The sequence below is a fragment of the Ferdinandcohnia sp. GQ5 genome (assembly GCF_059759275.1).
Window position 1 is genome coordinate 35823 of sequence record NZ_JCAXEW010000003.1, and the last position, 17658, is coordinate 53480.

A 17658-nucleotide genomic window follows, 5' to 3' on the forward strand; every position below is an offset into this window, starting at 1 on the left:
ATTGTAAAACAAGAAGGAGTGCTGTCCATGCATTATGGCTGGGTTGTGGTTTGGATTACATTCGTTGCGGTATTGATAGCAGCTGGAATTCGCTCAATTACAGGTGTTATTTTAATTCCGCTAGAGCAAGAGTTTGAGTGGAGCCGTTCATCCATTTCATTTGCTTTTGCTATTAATCTCATACTCTATGGAATTTCAGGGCCGTTCATTGCTGCGGGGCTTGAGAGATTAGGCGTTCGAAAAATCATGGCCTACTCGATGGTCCTGTTAGTTATCGGATTAATTACAAGTTTGTACATGACACATATTTGGCAGCTTCACCTCATTTGGGGAGTCATTATTGGGATAGGTTCGGGCGTTTTTTTATCCGTACTTTCAGCAAATATCGCAACGATTTGGTTTGAAGAAAAGCGCGGAATGGTTTTGGGTCTCCTTATGGCTGCAACCGCTGCGGGGCAAATGGTCTTTTTACCGTTATTATCATTTTTAACTGAGGAATTTTCCTGGAGAGTAGGAACGACTGTATTTATCGGACTAGGACTCCTAATAACCCCGATCATCTTTATTTGGATGAAGGATCATCCACGTGATAAGGGGCTTCTTCCTTATGGGGCAACCAAGGAAGAAGTGAAAAATGAAACTAAAAAGAATCCAATCAGTTCTGCCTTTGAAGTGCTATGGATTGGAATGCGCTCCGTACCGTTTTGGTTACTGTCAGGTAGTTTCTTCATTTGCGGCTTGTCGACTGCAGGTCTTTTAGGTACACATTTTATCCCAGCCTCAACCCACCATGGAATACCTGAGGTACACGCAGCGAGCATCTTCGCGTTCATGGGTGTTTTTAATATAATCGGAACGATGATTGCGGGCTGGTTATCTGATCGCTTCGACAACCGTTGGCTCTTATTTTGGTTTTATGGTCTTCGAGGACTGTCGTTACTCGTGTTGCCGTACGCTCTTCAGATGCAGTCGTATGTGATGCTTATCGCCTTTGCTGTATTTTATGGATTGGACTGGATTGCTACGGTTCCGCCAACGGTTCGACTAGCAGCTGACTTCTTCGGAAAAATAAATGGGCCGATTATTTATGGCTGGGTGTTTGCAGCCCACCAAATCGGATCTGGAGTAGCTGCATATTTAGGTGGATATTTTTACGAGGTTTTCCATAGCTACACCATTACGTTTCTATCCGCAGGAGTCCTATGTATCGTTGCAACCCTGTTTGTATTAATCATAAAAAAACAAGCCACAATCATTCCCCAGGACCCTAGTGTGACGGTTAGTAAATAAACGAAGAGGAGTATCTGGTTTTTTACTACAAAAAAAGAAGGTGTGACTTAAATGAATAAAGGAAATCCATTTCTACATAAAATTGAAACAGAAGAAGAGTTGCGCTCCATGATGGGTACTCCAAGTGAGTTGGTCAAAAGAAAAGCTATTTCTTATCTTGATGAAAATTGTGTAAAGTTCATTTCTAAATCACCATTTCTTGTCATATCTACGTCTGATGAATCTGGCTTTTGTGACGTCTCTCCAAGAGGGGATCAGGCAGGTTTTGTTCAGGTGTTAAGCAAGAAGTATTTACTCATACCCGAGAGACCTGGGAATAAGAGAATGGACTCACTTCGAAATATTTTAACGAATCCTAGGATAGGTCTTCTTTTTATGATTCCAGGATTAGGTGAAACAATGAGAGTGAATGGAAAAGCCACGGTGGTCAAGGACCATGAACTCTTTGAGGAAATGGCCGTTAATGGGAAAAAGCCACTTTTAGGCATAGGAGTTGAGGTAGAGGAGTGCTTTATCCATTGTGCCAAAGCCTTTATCCGATCGGGATTATGGAAGCCTGATTCTTGGCCGGAACGATCACAATTACCATCCCCGGTAAAAATGTTACTTGAACACACGAAACTCCCTCATGCAACGAAAGAATCAATCCAGGATAGCCTTGAAGAAAGTTATTCGAAAAGACTTTATTAGATTGATAGGAAGAATTAAAATGAACGTAAATAGGTGCGTTAATCCATAAAGGGTTAAACGCACCTAATCTTGTTTGACAAAAAATTTTATTACAGCGCGGGATTAGAGTATTTTACCCCCGTTGTTTTTCTTTCTCCACAACCAATAGTTTAATCAACGCTTTGCAACACATCACAATACCAGTGAGAAATGCTGCAAGGGTATAGACAAAGGGTAAGTAAAAAAAGCAAAACAAAGTGGAAACAAACAACCAAATAAGCCAAAAGAGTAACTCTTTATTCATTTGTTGCATTCACTTTCTCAGCATCGAGGATATGTTCACTGATTACTTTTGCCAGCGCATCAACTGTGTTTTTTATTTCTTTCATGTCATTATCGACGCCACCGACCTCGATCAGAATGGAGTTTTCCGCTAAGTCCTGATTATACACTCCATTTCCTTGGTCCAGTCCTTTTCCAACCACACCCCTGCTGATTCCTGGGAACAGCGATTCGATAGATTTATCTAGAGCCTCGGCCAAGGCATAACTTTTTTCAAAATGACGACTCGCTTTTCCGACCACAAAAAATACTCTCGCATATGGTTTATTGTTGATGGTAACAGTTGTTACATCTTTTCGAACACTGTCACGATGAATATCGATTAGAAAGTCGATATCGGAGTCACTTGCCATTGCCGATTGAACGATTTCACGTGAGACAGCATAAGATTCAGTCGTGTCCCACCCTTTTTTCTTCAATATTTGCCCAATATTCGTCTTATCGATAACTGCCCCAATTCCGTATTTTTCTAACTCTTTTCCTAGAAGTTCGCCAACAACTGTGATGTTTGTTTTAGAATCGACAGCTTTATTCATATCCGGGTCACTAGTAAGTCCAAGTAGAGGTAAGTAGGATTCATAACTGTGAGAGTGGTAGATTAGCACCTTTTTATCCGTGGCTAGATTGACTGGTGGAGTTTTCGGATCTTCCTTATTAAACTCATCCAGTTCCTTTTGAGCCATTTCTCTTTCTTGTAGTAAGACATCTAAAGGTGGCGCCGATTCGTATGGGAGATTGGTGAAATCTGTACCTTCTCCAGATACCAGGATTTCGGTATGATGCAAAGATAATCCAGGTAGTTCATGGCCGAAAAAGCTTCGCAAATCACCGTATTTAAATTGAAAGGTTGATTCTACTAAGGTTTTTGTGAAAGATTCCTGTTCCACGGTTAAAGATTGTACGAAATAGGCATTTTCAGATTCAAGTAATTTCACAAAAAACTCAGTTGGAAAGGTTCGAATGTTAACATCGATTTCGCGAAAACTCATCCAATCTTTTTTAATAGAGGATATGCTTGATGCGGCTGCAAAACAAATGAGTACGGTTAAGATAAACATAAGGGCGACTCTCGGAATTAACAATTGCCCATATCCTAAATTTTTCATGATATCCGTCCTTTATTGCTTTTGGACATATATATGAATAATTCTACCTAAATAGAATGTCTATTTTCCTATGATCGATTTTGTTCAAATGAAAAAAACATGGCGGACCATGCTTTCTAGGGAAAAGCTCTCTTACTTATCTTCTCGTAATAAATACTCATTTCCATCTTGATCGTAGAAGGTGAACATAGAGCCATACGGCATTTTTTGTAATACCCCAACTTTAACTCCATTTGAGTTCATATTTTCATAAGCAGTGTCGATATCAGTTGTGCTGAAAAGAATCGATGGATGAGAAACCTTTGATGGGTCATGCTGCTCCATAGCTGCCTTCGCATAGAGTACCAACGTCGTAAACTCGTTCTCACTTGGACCAACTTCTATCCAAGAGAAATCGGGTCCCATTGGTTGTTCAAACTTTAAAACAAAGCCAAGTTTGTTCACCCAGAAATCCTTTGCTTGTTCTTGATCTTCCACATAAACAGTTACTTTACCAATTTTATTAATCATCATTATCACCTATTTCTATAGCGTCATCTAAATTTTAACAAATCTGCAAGTAAAAACGAAATGCTTGTATAACAAAAAATACAGAGGCCATCTAGCCTCTGCATTTACTACTTAATGTCCGCTGCCGTTTCCAAAATTACTACCCGTCACATCAGCGATATTTTCAATCGCAATCAATGCACTTGGATCCAGTTCATGAGAAATTTCCTTTAATGTGGAGAGCTCGATCCGACTAACAATTGTATAAATGATTTTCCTTGGTTCATTTGTGTAGGCCCCTTCACCATGAATAAAGGTAATTCCACGACCCAAAACTTTATTCAATTCATTAGCAAGCTCATCAGGCATATCAGAAATAATGGTTACTGATTTTAATTCTTCCAAGCCTTCAACCACAATGTCTATCATTTTAAAAGCAATGTAATATGTAATAATGGAGTACATGGCTGTTTCCCAACTGAATACGAGCAAAGCAGCAAGAATAAAAATAAATACGTTCGTGATCATCACAAATTGTCCAACAGATACGGGTCGTTTCCTGCTTACGATGATGGCCAAAATTTCGGTACCATCCAAAGCTCCACCAGTCCGAATGACCAATCCGACACCTGTTCCTAAAATAACCGCCCCAATAATGGTTGCTAAAAATAAATCATCTGTTACAGGTTCAAAATGATGCAAATAAGCAGTAAAGGCGGATAAAACAACAACGCCATATAACGTATGTAAAGTAAATTTAATTCCCATTTTTCGATACCCAAGAAAAAGGAATGGAATATTTAAAACTATAAGGAAGATACTCATTGGAACTCCAAATATCTTGGACGCAATGATGGACAGACCGATAACCCCACCATCCAAAATATCATTTGGAACTAAAAATAGTTCCAACCCAAAGCCCGCGATCAGAGCCCCGATGGTAATCATAATAAGTTGTTTAATTTCTGTTAATACCCGTTTTTTCTTTGTTTTACCCACAAAAACCAAGCCTTTCACTATTAAAAATAAAATTTACTTATTAATATTACCACATTTAACGGACATGCTTACAATTTTTGAAGGAAATTAATACCTTTAAGTGGAAATTTATAATAAGTAATTTTAAGTTTAGTAAAGGAGCACAAATGAACAAAATTGATAATTTTGAGGAATACAAGGATCCGGTCCTTTATGACCGAGAAAATGACCCTTTCCAAGATGATGTGGAATTCTTAAAAAAATGGGCTGAAAAAGTTAACGGTCCAATCATTGATTTAGCTTGTGGAACAGGTCGAGCAACCATTCCCCTAGCAGAAGCGGGACATTCTCTTATTGGGGTAGACATACATCAAGGCATGCTTGCTCAAGCAAACAAGAAAACAGAACATGCAAACCTAAACATTGAGTGGATTGAGCAAGACTGCATGAATCTTCAATTAGGAGTAAAAAGTCCACTGATTTTTATCGTCGGAAACTCATTTCAGCACTTTCTTACGAATGAAGCCCATGATCAACTTCTAACTTCCGTTCACGATCACCTTGAAGAAGAGGGGATTTTCATCTTCGGCACGAGGTTTCCAAGTCCGGATGAATTGCTTCTACCACCTACTGAGGAATATTGGCGAAGCTATAAGGATGAAACAGGGAAAACGGTAGATGTCTACACGATAAGTAACTACGACGCGCTTCAGCAAGTGCAACACTATATAACTATTAGACGACAAAAAGATGACAGCGGTAAAACAGTTGGAGAACAGAAAACGAATATCAAATTGCGCTATGTATTTCCGCTAGAGATGGATCGTTTACTCAAACAAAATAAATTTGAGATTTTAGGTGTTTACAAGGATTGGGATGAATCGCCTTTAACGGAAGATAGCCATCAAATGATTTATGTCTGCAGAAAGGTGTCGGAATAAATGGAAATGATCACAGGGCTGGCATCCATCACATTAGTAGTTTTATAAATTCATCAAAAAAGGAAGTGGAGAAGTGGTCGTAACCAAGCAATTTGCCCAAACCATAGAAACCGCTGAAATAGAGGTATTAAACTCTAGACTAACGGCTATACAAGCGATCGAAGGAAATCCGATGGGCGTAGAAGTGAAACACTTTGGAAGTGCAAAAGCTTTTTCAGTTAAGAATATTCCAGGTCCATCGTTCAACACGGTAAAGGGTTTATCTGATGGCGATGAGAAATACATAGATGAAATCATTCATTTTTACAATCAGAAGAATATTCCTGTTCGATTGGAACTAACGCCGGGGCATGTTTCTTCGGATTTTCTTATGTTCCTAAGCAACAAGGGCTTTTATCAATATGATTTTCACACAACCCTTTACTCAGAACATTCTTCACATCAGGATACGAGCACTAATTCCAAAATCAATGTTCGCGAGTTAGACCATCATGAATTTGATTTATTCGCCGGAATTTACACGAAGGGCTTTGGTATGCCGGCATTTTTAAAAGATGGGGTCGCACAGAATAACAAAATACTTTACGACAATGAAAATTGGACATTCTATCTTGCAACTATTGAAAATGAACCAGTGGGCATAGGAGTTTTATATACACACAATAGCATTGGAACTCTTGCAGCCGCAACGACCTTGCCGGAATTTCGTAATCATGGTATACAAACAGCATTAATTAAGAAGCGGATGCAAAAAGCACTGGAAAAAGGATGCAGTTTAATTGTAAGTCAGGCAAAATTTGGCTCAGTCAGTCAAAACAACATGGAACGAGCAGGTATGCACATAGGTTATACAAAGGCTATTTGGATAATGAAATAAAGGAGAGGTTTCGATGGCACGAATAGTAGGTTTTGAAATCAGCAGCCAGGACCCTGAAAAAGCAGTGAAATTCTATTCAACGGTTTTCGGTTGGGAATTTGAAGAACTAAATTGGGGGTTTTGGCCTGTTAAAAGATCAGGTCTAGTAGACATTCAAGGTGGGATTAGCAAAGGCCCGCATGATTATCCACATGGAACGAGAATCCAAATTGAAGTTGATTCGATAAAGGATACAATTGTGAAAGCTGTAGACAACGGTGCAATGATTGTCCGTGAAAAAATGGAGTTTGATGATTTCTTCTTGGCGTATTTAGTCGATCCAACCGGAGTTGGTTTTGGATTAATAGAAAGAAAGTAATAGGAAAAATGTAAAACGATATCGAATTGAATGGGGGACTTCGGGTGATAAATTATCCTCTATTAATGAGTGGAGCAACTATAGGGGTAACGGCACCGTCATCAGGGGTAGAAACAGAGCTTCATGATCTTATTAGATCTGCCATTACTCGTTTGGAGCAGAAGGGGTTTACTATCATTTGTGGTGAAACTGTTTGGACACAGGAAAAAGCAAAGTCTGCACCAGGAATAGAGCGTGCAGACGAGTTTAACGAAATGATGGGCAGTGAAGAAATCGATCTGATTATTCCACCCTGGGGTGGTGAATTACTTATTGAAATTCTTGAACATCTCGACTTTGACAATTTCAGAAACAAATGGATCCTAGGTTACTCAGATATAAGTGGGTTACTATTGGCTATAACATTGAAAACAGGTTTGGCAACTGCACATGGAACAAACTTAATAGATTTAAGAGGAAAAGATTCGGACCCGACGACAGCAATGTGGCAAACCGTCTTATCCACAAAGAAGGGAGAATCAGTCATCCAATATTCATCAGAAAAATACCAAAAGGAATGGCAGCATGATAATCCAACACCTCACATTTTTCATCTAACCGAACCGACCTACTGGAAAACAACAGGAAAAGGTGTAGTAACTATAAAGGGAAGAATACTTGGTGGCTGTATTGATATCGTTAGACATTTAATAGGTACCCCATATGGAGATGTTAGGAAATTTAATAAAGACTTTCTTGATGGTGATTCCGTGGTCTGGTATTTTGAAAATTGCGAGCTTGTAACAACCGATTTGCGACGATCCCTCGTGCAAATGAAGCTAGCGGGGTGGTTTGAAAATTGTGAAGGCATTATGTTTGGCAGAAGTCCAGCAAATAATCCAGTTGAAGATTATACGGTAGAGGATATCTATCAAGAACTCACAGAGGAACTAAAGATTCCGATTATATATGATATCGATTGTGGCCATGTTCCACCACAAATTACATTTATTAATGGAGCATATGCCGAAATTGAAGTAGTAAACGGAAAAGGAACTGTTTTACAGACGTTTAAGTGAAACGCTTGGTACAGAACCAAGCGTTTTATCCATCCTTGTTGAAATCCAATCCTTGAAGTTCCTTATGCTTATGCAATTTTCTCAAAAGTACAAGAAACATGATTTCCATGAAGAGACCTAAAGGGATCGTAAAGAATAGGTAACCCAATATAATTTCTCGTGAAAAGTTCATCGCAAATGTATGGATGAGTGTGATAAGTAGCATAACAGTCATATAAATTTTAAACGTTTGTGAGCTTCTACTTATTAAAACTTCATCCCCTAGAGCAGAGACCACTGTCATGATTAACTGAAAAACAAGGAATACAATGACCAACTTGAAAATTTCTAGTAAAAAGGTATAGATATCCCAGATAGGTATGCCGACAAAAGATCCTAATTCATTCCCATTCACATTTTGTTGGATAAACACAGTTGGAATACTAATGAGTATAAGCACGATCAAAAGCTTTTTCAATAGATTGCCGGATCTGCTTTCTGAAGGAACCCCGACTAGGCTTGCGAAAATGAGATAATACCCGATTGGCTCTGGCAAAATATCAACGTAAATCAAATGGATCTCCAATAGAATAAAAACGAAGCCCCAGAACATTTGCTTAAAATTAATTTTCATTCGCCCTCACCAGCCTCTTTTCCTCGATGATTTCGTTGATCGCCTTTTGATCTAACTCAGGGTGATCTATGATTGGTAACTCCCTCACAAACTCATCACCCGATTCTGTTTTTCCGTTGAGTTTGATGCTGAATTGAAAGAAACTATACCTAGCCGGATTGAATTGTATGAAGAAGCGGACCCATTCTTTTTGTTCCAAAGCAAATGGAAGTAAATCATCATTGGGGGTGACACCTGGTAAGTCATCCCATTCCTTTTCGCGGTCTTCATCGAACCATTTTGGAGGATTCGCACCAGTCTTGAGTTTTTCGAGTTCACTCAATTTATCCTGTTCAAGGTCAACTTTAATAAAAATGTCATCTGACAATTCCTCTTTAAAAGGAATCTCAATTTCCTCAATGTTGACTGGTTCTAAAGCAACCATCGATTTCTCCTCTCGATGCTGATTACTACTTGAACTTATTTGTGTCTCTAACACACTGGGGTATTCCGAATTTTTATGAAGAATGACTTCTCCAATATCAGCCAAAAGGGATTTTCCATTGGAAAGATGGACCTCCATTTCTGAAAACGATAAAGGACCTTCACCTTCGAAATCCATGGGAAACGTAACATTAAGTGCTTTTAAATAATGATGTGTATACTCTTGTTCAAACTGAGGTTCCTGCGACCCCCATATAAAATCCATATTCGAGCTCGCATATGCCTCAATTCCATCAATTTGTACATGATCAATTGATGAAGAGTCCGACTTATTGGTTACGTAATAAAAAGTGAGCATTGTCTCATCTTCATGATTCAAAGTGAGTTCATAATAATGCTCCAAAAATAGTGGGGCATCCAGCTGTTTAGATTGGAAATACAAATAATTGCCGATATAGCTAAGGATAATGACCACTATACTGATCCAGAATATTTTCTCCTTCAAACAAAAACCCCCAATTCTATAAATCTCTAAAATTATTTTACCATCAAGGTTTGGTAATATTTTTATTTATTTCAATTTTTTTGAAATAATGCGATAATAGAAGTAACAGATATCTAATAGGTACGGAGGGAGGAGTTTCGATTGTATTATGATAATGTTCTTGATTTCATCTATGTAGCATTATTCTGGTGGGTGATCTTTCTAGTTTTTCAACGCATCAACAACCGTTATCCAAAGAGTAATCCGTGGAAGAAGGATATCATGTTAACGTTCATACAATCTTTAGTAGTTACACTTTTGCTTCCGATTATCGTGAAGATCTTTATATAGACACCTTTCGTTTAAAAGGCATAGGAGTTATCCAAATGCCTTTTACAGCCCCCACGTAAACCATTTTCCATGCCCTTCTGTTTGACCAACAACATGTTTATACACTTTTCCTTCAAGAGAATAATCTAGATGAAGGTCGCGGTCTTGTATATTGTTATATAGATGAAAAATCTCACGTTCGGTTCCGATCTGCTGAACCTTATCTAGCAATCTATTCCTCACTTCCGAAGGCATTTGGTTTGCTACATGGGTGTGGAACATACAAATCGCATATTCGCTTGACATTTCTTTAGAAAGGTCCTCAAGCATTTCAACACCATTCCCTTTAATCAATCGTATTTCGTTCGCCTTAACTATTTTTGCAGCTTTTTCAAATAACTCCCGTCTTTCATGATGTTCGGGCCAAATGAGGGCTTTTAACCAAAGGACATTGTCATCATCTTTTAAATCAATTGGATGGAGGTCAATGCCAATACGAGAAGCTACTGGAGGAATATAGTCTTGTAGATTAGGAGCATTATCTCCTTTTATCTCAGCTGTTATATGTAAAGTTGATTCTCTGTTTCCGTAAGCTGCATCCGTCCCATACGAGTAACTATACTGATCCCATAGCAACTGCAGGCCGGCACTGGTCCCAATTTCAATCAATGCTAGCGGCTTTTTCATGATATGATAAATATATTGAAAGGCCGGAAAAAGATAAGAACATCGTCTTACTTCATTTGTCTGAACCAATTTTTCCTGTAGAAGTGGGATGATTTCATTAGAATATTGATTGCAAAACTCTTTAAAAGGTAAAAAGGATTCATCTACTTTCCGGGGATGCGTCGTCATACTTGGATAAAAATCTCGAAGACTGTGGTCTTTTCCTTTTAACAAAAGGTAATGAACAGCACCAAACAACAAATTAGATGAAGGCTGACCACTACGTGCATGAGAAGCCAACTCAAGGAGTTCATCATCGTCGGCAATTTGTAATGAAAGAAATTCATACAAGCTACTTGAACCCTTACACTCGGTGTTGGCGAAGTTTTGAAACTTAATAGACTGAGTGTTATTCACTATTTTTCTCCTCCTGAAATTTTTTTAACTTGACCCTCAAACCAAGATAAGCCCAAGCGAATTATATAACGAAAGGTTTGGTGGATTACATGAAAGAACAAACAATAAAGTTTACGTATAATGAAATCGACTTACTTATAGAAGCAATGGATAAGGATATATGGAAAGATATTAAATGGAAGTTTGTAACTGAAGAAGAAATTGAATCTTTATTAAAAACCTCTTAAGGTATCCCTTAGGGGGTTATTTATTTCCCATTATTCCTCTACCCACTCCAATTGACCGTTCTCTATTAGGCATAATAACTTGTTTTCACCCTTAATTACATAGCTTTTGTCTTCGATTTGCAACTCACTTTCAGTAATAACTAAACTGTAAGCATCTTTACCAATATAGGCTGTCACGAAATAACCCAATCCAGATCCAAATCTTGTTTTCATAAGGTTCATATCAGAAGGCTCGGTAATGAATCTGTGTATCAATGATTGATCGGTGATGGTAGTTTTATTGTTCATGTAGCCCTTCTTTTGAACAAATGTCATTGCAGTTACTTCAATTTTATCGATTTTCTCCGTTTCCCCAATGTATTTACTTACTTCCTCACCAAAAGTAGTTTTCGTGATTTTTTCATAAGTAAAAAAGATTCCAAAAGTAGCAATAACAGAAACAACCATTAAAACAAGAGACAATTTGTACTTCTTTCCCTCAACATATTTCCATTCCATGAATGACTGAAAACCCCAAAAAGAAAACATAAAAGAGATGAGAAGCCATTTTGTATGGTTAACATTATCAATATCAAATAATGTATAGGCACTTCCCAAAAATAAGATGACGATAAGGATGCCGCCTATCCGGAATTTTACTCGCCCGTCTGATTCGGCCAAATTATACCCTGGTTCTAATCGTTTTCCTATAACACTATCGATTATAGACAGCAGGAAAAACATAAATAAAAAAACGAAACCCATTAAATCCCCCCAGTCTTACTTTGATTATACTGATTATTGGAAAAATATACTAGGTGAGGTCTGAAGGCGAAGCGTAATTTTTGTACAAATTCACCTAAAGTGTCAAAATGAAATGGAAATAGGAAAGAATACAAGTATGAACAAGCAAGGAGTGAACGAAATGAGTTCCCTTTTTAAACGAGATCTTAAAAAGCATTGGTATATAAAATACAACAATAATGGGTATCCACATATACAGCAAGGCTTTGTGCTACCGCCTAATCGGTTTGAGGAGTTTGACCCGTTTTTAATTATGGCGGAGGACTGGTATAAGCGCGGCGCATTTCCGGACCATCCACACCGAGGGTTTCAAACGATTACCTATGTAATTGATGGACGATTGGAGCATATCGATAACCACGGTGGAAACTCAATTTTAGAGGCTGGCGATATCCAATATATGAATGCTGGCAGTGGTGCAAGACATGCTGAGGAGCCAGTTGACCAAGATATTGCTCATACACTACAGTTATGGTTGAACTTACCGAGTTCCCTAAAAAATACAAAAACCTCCTACCAAAATGTGTATATAGAGGATGTACCTCATGTGAAAATTGAAGGTGGGGAATTAAAGGTCTACTCTGGAGACATAGCGGGGGTTAAAGGACCGATGAATAGCTTGGTCCCCATTACTATGACTGAGATTTCACTTGCGAAGGGTATGACATACAAACACATACTGCCTGAAAATCACAATGGGTTTGTATATGTACTTTCCGGTGAAGTAGAGCTTGGTGAAAGTAAAACACCTCTGAAAAAAACAGGGGCAGGAACCCTTACTTTTAACGAAAATGGTAAAAACGAAAGTGAATTTGAAATATCAGCAAATAGTCGTTCAAAATTACTTGTTTACTCAGGGGTGCCACTGCGCGAAGAAATTGTCGCTTATGGCCCATTTGTTATGAATTCAATGGAAGAAGTCCAACAAGCATACCGTGATTATCACGCAGGAAAATTTGGCCCGCCGGCAGAATAAGGAGTATTGTTACAATGAATAAAGAAGTAATTGTCTATACAACAAATGACTGTGTCGAATGTACTTTTGTTAAAAAGGTTCTCACTGAAAATGGTATTCCATTTGACCTCCGAAATATTGCAGAAAACGTGGTCTTCCAAAAGGAATTGGAACGCTTTGGTTTTCTAGGTGTCCCTGTAACAGTTGTAGGTGACCGCGCTGTTAAAGGATTTACCCCTGAACTTATTGAACTATTAGAACCGTTGAAAAAATCCTAATCTCTTTGCAATGGTTAAAAGTGGTACAAGTAGGAGATCCTAAAGTATACACCCCTAAAGAAGATGGGAATAAAATAAGGAAACAAAATTATTGGGTGAACTTATGGAGAAAATCAAAAGCTGGGCAAAACGCTTGAAAAAACAAATATTCGTCTTGTATTTTGCATATAAGGATGCGAGGGTTCCATGGTATGCTAAGCTTTTTACTGCTGGAGTGGTAGCTTATACATTCAGCCCGATCGACTTGATCCCAGATTTTATACCAATCCTCGGATACCTTGATGAGGTCATCCTTGTCCCAATTGGAATCATGTTTGCATTGAAAATGATCCCAAGTGCAGTGATTGCAGATTGCGAAATGAAAGCAGAAGAAATGATGAAAAACGGTAAACCCAAAAACTGGGTTGCAGGGATACTTATCCTGTTCATATGGGCTTTAATTTTGATCTGGATGATTGTCAAAGCATCTCAATATATACTCTAAACCTGTATTTCAAAGTGCAGGTTTTTTTTGGTTGTTAAGTAATCTTTTTGGCAATTGCCCTGAAATCCTCATTGTGATGAAAAAGCATTACTCAAGATGAAGTAAAAAATATGAGTGATAAAGTAGATTTTCTTGCGTTGCACGATACCGGATTGGTTGGAAAAGCGCTGTCACTTGTCAAATTATTATGATTTATTTTGCATGAAATTTGATGTTTCTGCTTTTTTTCATGTTATAATAACAAAGGATGGAATGAAGAATAAGAGTTTATTAGTATTCCATTCATACAACTGAAGATGCAAGGCTGTATTGTCGGAGCCATGAACTTCTAAATAAACTTCTTACTTTTAACTGGCTTTTAATTAGCCTATAATTATCATATAGTAATGAAATATTAATCTATAACTTTATTCAGTTTTCTTACTTCAGTTAATTAGTACTAAAACACAGGAATTTAAATTTGTGTGAGCGTTTAAAACATGTCTGAATAAAGTTAAGCCTCTGGCGGATGCCACAGATTTTCAATGGAATCTTTTCGGGCAAGCTCGAAAAAATCTGGGCACAAATACGCCAAGGCGCATTTGATAAGATTGCCATCCAAAATGGCCTTAATTGAGACGAGAAAGAGATTGTCTAATAATGGTGAGCCCGATTTTGTGACCGCCTTCATCTTTTTTGTCCAAATTTTAAAAGAAAAGGTTGATAAATATGAGCAACATAGAAACCAAAACAGATGTCATTTTAATCGGTGCTGGTATCATGAGTGCGACATTAGGGACACTCTTGAAAGAACTAGTGCCTGAATGGAACATTACCGTTTTTGAAAAGCTCGATAAACCAGGAGAGGAAAGCTCTCACGAATTGAATAACGCGGGTACAGGTCATGCTGCACTATGTGAACTTAACTATACTGTTGAGAAACCAGACGGAACATTAGATATTAAGAAAGCAATTAATGTCAACGAACAGTTCCAAGTTTCCAAGCAGTTTTGGGCATATCTTGTAAAGAACAACTTAATCCAAAATCCACAAGATTTCATCATGCCATTACCGCATATGAGCATGGTTCAAGGAGAAAAGGATGTCGAATTTTTAAAGAAGCGATTTGAAGCGCTGTCAAAAAATCCGTTATTCCAAGGAATGGAGTATAGCGAAGATCCGGAAAAACTTTTAGAGTGGATTCCGCTCATTATGAAGGATCGCTCGTCAAATGAGCCAATAGCTGCTACAAAAGTAGACGCTGGTACAGATGTGAACTTCGGTAATTTAACACGAATGTTGTTTGATCATTTAAAGAATAAAAATGTCCAAATTAATTACAACCACAGTGTAAAAGATGTGAAACGTACAAGTGATGGTCTATGGGACTTGAAGGTGAAAAATCAAAATAGTGGTTCTGTTGAACATCATAAAGCAAAATTCGTCTTCATTGGAGGCGGTGGAGGAAGCCTACATCTACTCCAAAAATCTGGTATTCCTGAAGGAAGACATATTGGTGGATTCCCTGTAAGTGGGATTTTCATGGTATGTAATAATCCGGAAGTGATTGAAAAGCATCATGCCAAGGTATACGGAAAGGCGAAGGTTGGTGCGCCACCAATGTCTGTTCCACATCTTGATACAAGATATATTAACAACAAAAAGTCATTGCTATTTGGACCTTTTGCGGGATTCTCTCCAAAGTTCCTAAAAACAGGCTCCAATATGGATTTAATTACATCAATCAAACATGATAACTTGTTAACGATGTTAGCTGCAGGGGTAAAAGAAATTCCGCTAACAAAATACTTGATTCAGCAAGTTATGTTATCAAAAGAACAACGAATGGAAGAACTCCGTGAATTTATCCCAAACGCAAAAAGCGAAGATTGGGATTTAATCGTAGCTGGCCAACGTGTTCAAGTTATTAAAGACACTGAAGCAGGCGGCAAAGGAACCCTTCAATTTGGTACTGAAGTAATTACTGCAGCTGACGGTTCTATTGCAGCGTTACTTGGTGCATCACCAGGTGCATCAACTGCTGTTCATGTTATGCTTGAAATCATTAAAAAGTGCTTCCCACAACATATGCTAGAATGGGAGCCAAAAATCAAAGACATGATTCCTTCATACGGGCTATCCCTTATGGAACACCCAGATCTACTGGCGAAAATCAATGCTTCAACTGGAGAAGCACTTGGCTTAATCGAAAAACAAGAGAAAGTAGAAAAAAAACAAAAGGAACTTGTCCTAAGCTAACCACTTATGATGTATAGATAAATAATACCTTCAATCTTGATTGGGATTGGAGGTTTTTTTATGTGCAAAATCCGAACCACTCAGTAGTCCGGAATTTGCATTTCTTAATTCAAATGAACCTTTAATGCATCTAAATTAATTTCTTCATTGCCAATATGATACGAAGGTATTACCTCAATAAACATTGGTGGATTTTTACTATCAATTTCAAAGATAAGCATAGAATCTGAAACGGTATGGAGTGATAATTTTTCACTTTGATCAGAAACAACGTTAAAGTGTAGGTTTTCACCTTCTATCCCAGCTGTTGATAATTCTTTATAAGTTAACATAGCGTTTGTTTTTCCAATCTTTATATCATGAAAAAGGAGGCTATAATCCTTATTTGTAGAGTACATTGTTTCATTAAGTACAATTTTCCGCGAAGGTAATTTTTCAACAGAAAGATTAAAGGTCCACTCTCCTCTTACGCCGGCCATATGTGTGAACGTAATCGGGATTTCTAGCTCGTCTGGACTATTCTCGTTGGGGTTATTCAATATCATTGCACCCACATATTCATTGCCTTGTTTCGTTATGGTCCCCATAGTTGAACCCCATCCAGATTCATCTTTTCCGTCAAACATCTTATAGGAGTACCCAGACTCTGGTCCTGTTTCTCCGCCAAATGTTTCAGACAAGTTTTCACCAGATGCTTTAAAGGTTAAACCAACATAGGAGCCATCATAAAAAATCGATGTAATGCTCATCTTGACTCCTTTATTTTCAACAGTTTGATTCATTTCCGTTATTAGCTGTTCAGTTGCCAAATTCTGCCCAATTGTCATTTGATAATTATCGTAGATACTCCCAATGATTGGAACTTGAGCAAGAACCTGGTTTACAGGTGCAAAAACAAATCCGGATGCTAGGAGTAAAGCTGCAGCCCCAGTAGAAAAAAAAGTTGTGCGTTTTAGTGGTCGTATGTATTTACTTTTTCGACGGAACCTTTCACCGCGCTCGATCCCTTTTCTAATCGCAACATTTAGTTCTTGTTTCGGTATTTCAATATCGTTAAATAAGTCTTTTTCCATAATAATCAGCCCCTAACGTTTTTCTTAATTCAGCTTTTGCTCTCCGTAAATAGGTTTTAATGGTTGATTGTGGCTTATCCAGAATCGTAGAAATCGTTCGAATCGGTAAATCATAATAATAGAAAAGTAAAATAGCATTTCGATAGTTCATATTTAGCGAAGAAAGTGCCTCTGATAAATCAATTGTTAGGTTCATTTCTGGTGTCTGACTGGATTCGATTAAATACTCTAATGTTTCTTCCGGAAGCTTTATCACCTTCTTATTACGTGCAAGTTCTTTATAAGCGGTTCGCATTAAAATCTTCACAAGCCATGTACTGAAAAAAGTAGGTGATTTCAGTTGATGGATGGAAATATAGGCCTTATAGGTAGCTTCCTGTATGACATCAAGTGCATCCTCTTTGTTCCGCATATGTAAATAGGCAATTTTATATAACTTTTCACTTTCAGATTTTATAAGTTGTTCAAATGCTTGTTTGTCACCAGCAATGGCCAGCTCAACTATGTTCGTAGAATATGACATTTCCTAATTAACCTCCTTTCAATTATTAGAGGTATGATATGTAATAAAAAGTTTCA

The 17658-nt window shown here is 37.9% G+C and carries 21 protein-coding genes; 12 read left to right on the forward strand and 9 right to left on the reverse strand.

From position 1 onward, the window contains the following. Positions 1-27: 27 nt before the first annotated feature. Both AC6CHV_RS04410 and AC6CHV_RS04415 read left to right on the forward strand, forming a co-directional pair. Positions 28-1290 carry an MFS transporter gene (locus tag AC6CHV_RS04410; protein WP_121446397.1) on the forward strand — a complete coding sequence of 421 codons (1263 nt, stop codon included), beginning with the start codon at positions 28-30 and terminating at the stop codon, positions 1288-1290. Between the two features lie 51 nt (positions 1291-1341). Continuing rightward, positions 1342-1980 (forward strand): pyridoxamine 5'-phosphate oxidase family protein, encoded by a 639-nt coding sequence (locus AC6CHV_RS04415; RefSeq protein WP_121446396.1) that lies wholly within the window; start codon positions 1342-1344, stop codon positions 1978-1980. Between the two features lie 275 nt (positions 1981-2255). On the opposite strand, the gene spoIIP is transcribed toward AC6CHV_RS04415, so the two are convergent. From spoIIP to AC6CHV_RS04430, 3 genes are all read right to left on the reverse strand, one after another. After that, entirely contained in the window at positions 2256-3407 is a 1152-nt protein-coding gene (gene spoIIP, locus AC6CHV_RS04420) for a stage II sporulation protein P (protein ID WP_498078201.1), read from the reverse strand. Positions 3408-3539: 132 nt separating this feature from the next. Next, positions 3540-3917 carry a VOC family protein gene (locus AC6CHV_RS04425; protein WP_498078202.1) on the reverse strand — a complete coding sequence of 126 codons (378 nt, stop codon included), beginning with the start codon at positions 3915-3917 and terminating at the stop codon, positions 3540-3542. Positions 3918-4028: 111 nt separating this feature from the next. Further along, entirely contained in the window at positions 4029-4895 is an 867-nt protein-coding gene (locus AC6CHV_RS04430; RefSeq protein WP_498078203.1) for a YitT family protein, read from the reverse strand. A 146-nt stretch (positions 4896-5041) separates the two neighbouring features. Here AC6CHV_RS04430 and AC6CHV_RS04435 point away from each other — a divergent pair, with 146 nt between their 5' ends. From AC6CHV_RS04435 to AC6CHV_RS04450, 4 genes are all read left to right on the forward strand, one after another. After that, complete coding sequence (locus AC6CHV_RS04435; RefSeq protein WP_498078204.1) at positions 5042-5815, forward strand: methyltransferase domain-containing protein; 774 nt, start codon at positions 5042-5044, stop codon at positions 5813-5815. Between the two features lie 73 nt (positions 5816-5888). Beyond that, complete coding sequence (locus AC6CHV_RS04440; RefSeq protein WP_498078205.1) at positions 5889-6692, forward strand: GNAT family N-acetyltransferase; 804 nt, start codon at positions 5889-5891, stop codon at positions 6690-6692. A gap of 13 nt (positions 6693-6705) precedes the next feature. Beyond that, a complete protein-coding gene (locus AC6CHV_RS04445; RefSeq protein ID WP_498078206.1) occupies positions 6706-7050 on the forward strand; it encodes a VOC family protein in 345 nt (114 codons plus the stop codon). Positions 7051-7094: 44 nt separating this feature from the next. Further along, positions 7095-8108 (forward strand): LD-carboxypeptidase, encoded by a 1014-nt coding sequence (locus AC6CHV_RS04450; RefSeq protein WP_498078207.1) that lies wholly within the window; start codon positions 7095-7097, stop codon positions 8106-8108. A gap of 25 nt (positions 8109-8133) precedes the next feature. On the opposite strand, the gene AC6CHV_RS04455 is transcribed toward AC6CHV_RS04450, so the two are convergent. Together AC6CHV_RS04455 and AC6CHV_RS04460 are read right to left on the reverse strand one after the other, a co-directional pair. Continuing rightward, entirely contained in the window at positions 8134-8721 is a 588-nt protein-coding gene (locus AC6CHV_RS04455) for a hypothetical protein (RefSeq protein WP_498078208.1), read from the reverse strand. Continuing rightward, a complete protein-coding gene (locus tag AC6CHV_RS04460; protein ID WP_498078209.1) occupies positions 8711-9649 on the reverse strand; it encodes a hypothetical protein in 939 nt (312 codons plus the stop codon). Before AC6CHV_RS04460 ends, AC6CHV_RS04455 begins: the two co-directional genes overlap by 11 nt. Positions 9650-9790: 141 nt before the next feature. Between AC6CHV_RS04460 and AC6CHV_RS04465 the strand changes: the two genes are divergently transcribed. Continuing rightward, positions 9791-9979, forward strand: a complete 189-nt coding sequence (locus tag AC6CHV_RS04465) for a hypothetical protein (RefSeq protein ID WP_341330292.1) — start codon at positions 9791-9793, stop codon at positions 9977-9979. Positions 9980-10021: 42 nt separating this feature from the next. Here AC6CHV_RS04465 and AC6CHV_RS04470 read toward each other — a convergent pair whose 3' ends face one another. After that, positions 10022-11041 carry a DUF2332 family protein gene (locus AC6CHV_RS04470; RefSeq protein WP_498078210.1) on the reverse strand — a complete coding sequence of 340 codons (1020 nt, stop codon included), beginning with the start codon at positions 11039-11041 and terminating at the stop codon, positions 10022-10024. An 89-nt stretch (positions 11042-11130) separates the two neighbouring features. On the opposite strand from AC6CHV_RS04470, the gene AC6CHV_RS04475 reads away from it, so the two are divergent. Then, complete coding sequence (locus AC6CHV_RS04475; protein ID WP_165918152.1) at positions 11131-11268, forward strand: hypothetical protein; 138 nt, start codon at positions 11131-11133, stop codon at positions 11266-11268. Between the two features lie 30 nt (positions 11269-11298). Here AC6CHV_RS04475 and AC6CHV_RS04480 read toward each other — a convergent pair whose 3' ends face one another. Beyond that, on the reverse strand, positions 11299-12012 hold the full coding sequence (locus tag AC6CHV_RS04480; protein WP_498078211.1) for a DUF4181 domain-containing protein: 714 nt from the start codon (positions 12010-12012) through the stop codon (positions 11299-11301). Positions 12013-12172: 160 nt separating this feature from the next. On the opposite strand from AC6CHV_RS04480, the gene AC6CHV_RS04485 reads away from it, so the two are divergent. The 4 genes from AC6CHV_RS04485 to AC6CHV_RS04500 all read left to right on the forward strand — a co-directional run bounded on the left by AC6CHV_RS04485 (position 12173) and on the right by AC6CHV_RS04500 (position 16006). Further along, positions 12173-13027, forward strand: coding sequence for a pirin family protein (locus AC6CHV_RS04485; protein WP_341330295.1), 855 nt, complete (start codon positions 12173-12175; stop codon positions 13025-13027). A 14-nt stretch (positions 13028-13041) separates the two neighbouring features. Next, positions 13042-13284 (forward strand): glutaredoxin domain-containing protein, encoded by a 243-nt coding sequence (locus AC6CHV_RS04490; RefSeq protein WP_498078212.1) that lies wholly within the window; start codon positions 13042-13044, stop codon positions 13282-13284. 103 nt (positions 13285-13387) lie between these two features. After that, positions 13388-13768 (forward strand): DUF1232 domain-containing protein, encoded by a 381-nt coding sequence (locus tag AC6CHV_RS04495; protein WP_121446499.1) that lies wholly within the window; start codon positions 13388-13390, stop codon positions 13766-13768. A gap of 708 nt (positions 13769-14476) precedes the next feature. After that, positions 14477-16006 carry a malate:quinone oxidoreductase gene (locus AC6CHV_RS04500; RefSeq protein ID WP_498078213.1) on the forward strand — a complete coding sequence of 510 codons (1530 nt, stop codon included), beginning with the start codon at positions 14477-14479 and terminating at the stop codon, positions 16004-16006. Between the two features lie 104 nt (positions 16007-16110). Here the strand turns inward: AC6CHV_RS04500 and AC6CHV_RS04505 are convergent, their stop codons facing one another. Then, positions 16111-17079: a DUF4179 domain-containing protein gene (locus AC6CHV_RS04505; RefSeq protein ID WP_498078214.1), complete on the reverse strand. Its 969-nt coding sequence runs from the start codon at positions 17077-17079 to the stop codon at positions 16111-16113. Then, a complete protein-coding gene (locus AC6CHV_RS04510) occupies positions 17060-17602 on the reverse strand; it encodes a sigma-70 family RNA polymerase sigma factor (protein WP_498078215.1) in 543 nt (180 codons plus the stop codon). The genes AC6CHV_RS04505 and AC6CHV_RS04510 overlap by 20 nt, the downstream gene beginning before the upstream one ends. Positions 17603-17658: the final 56 nt, after the last annotated feature.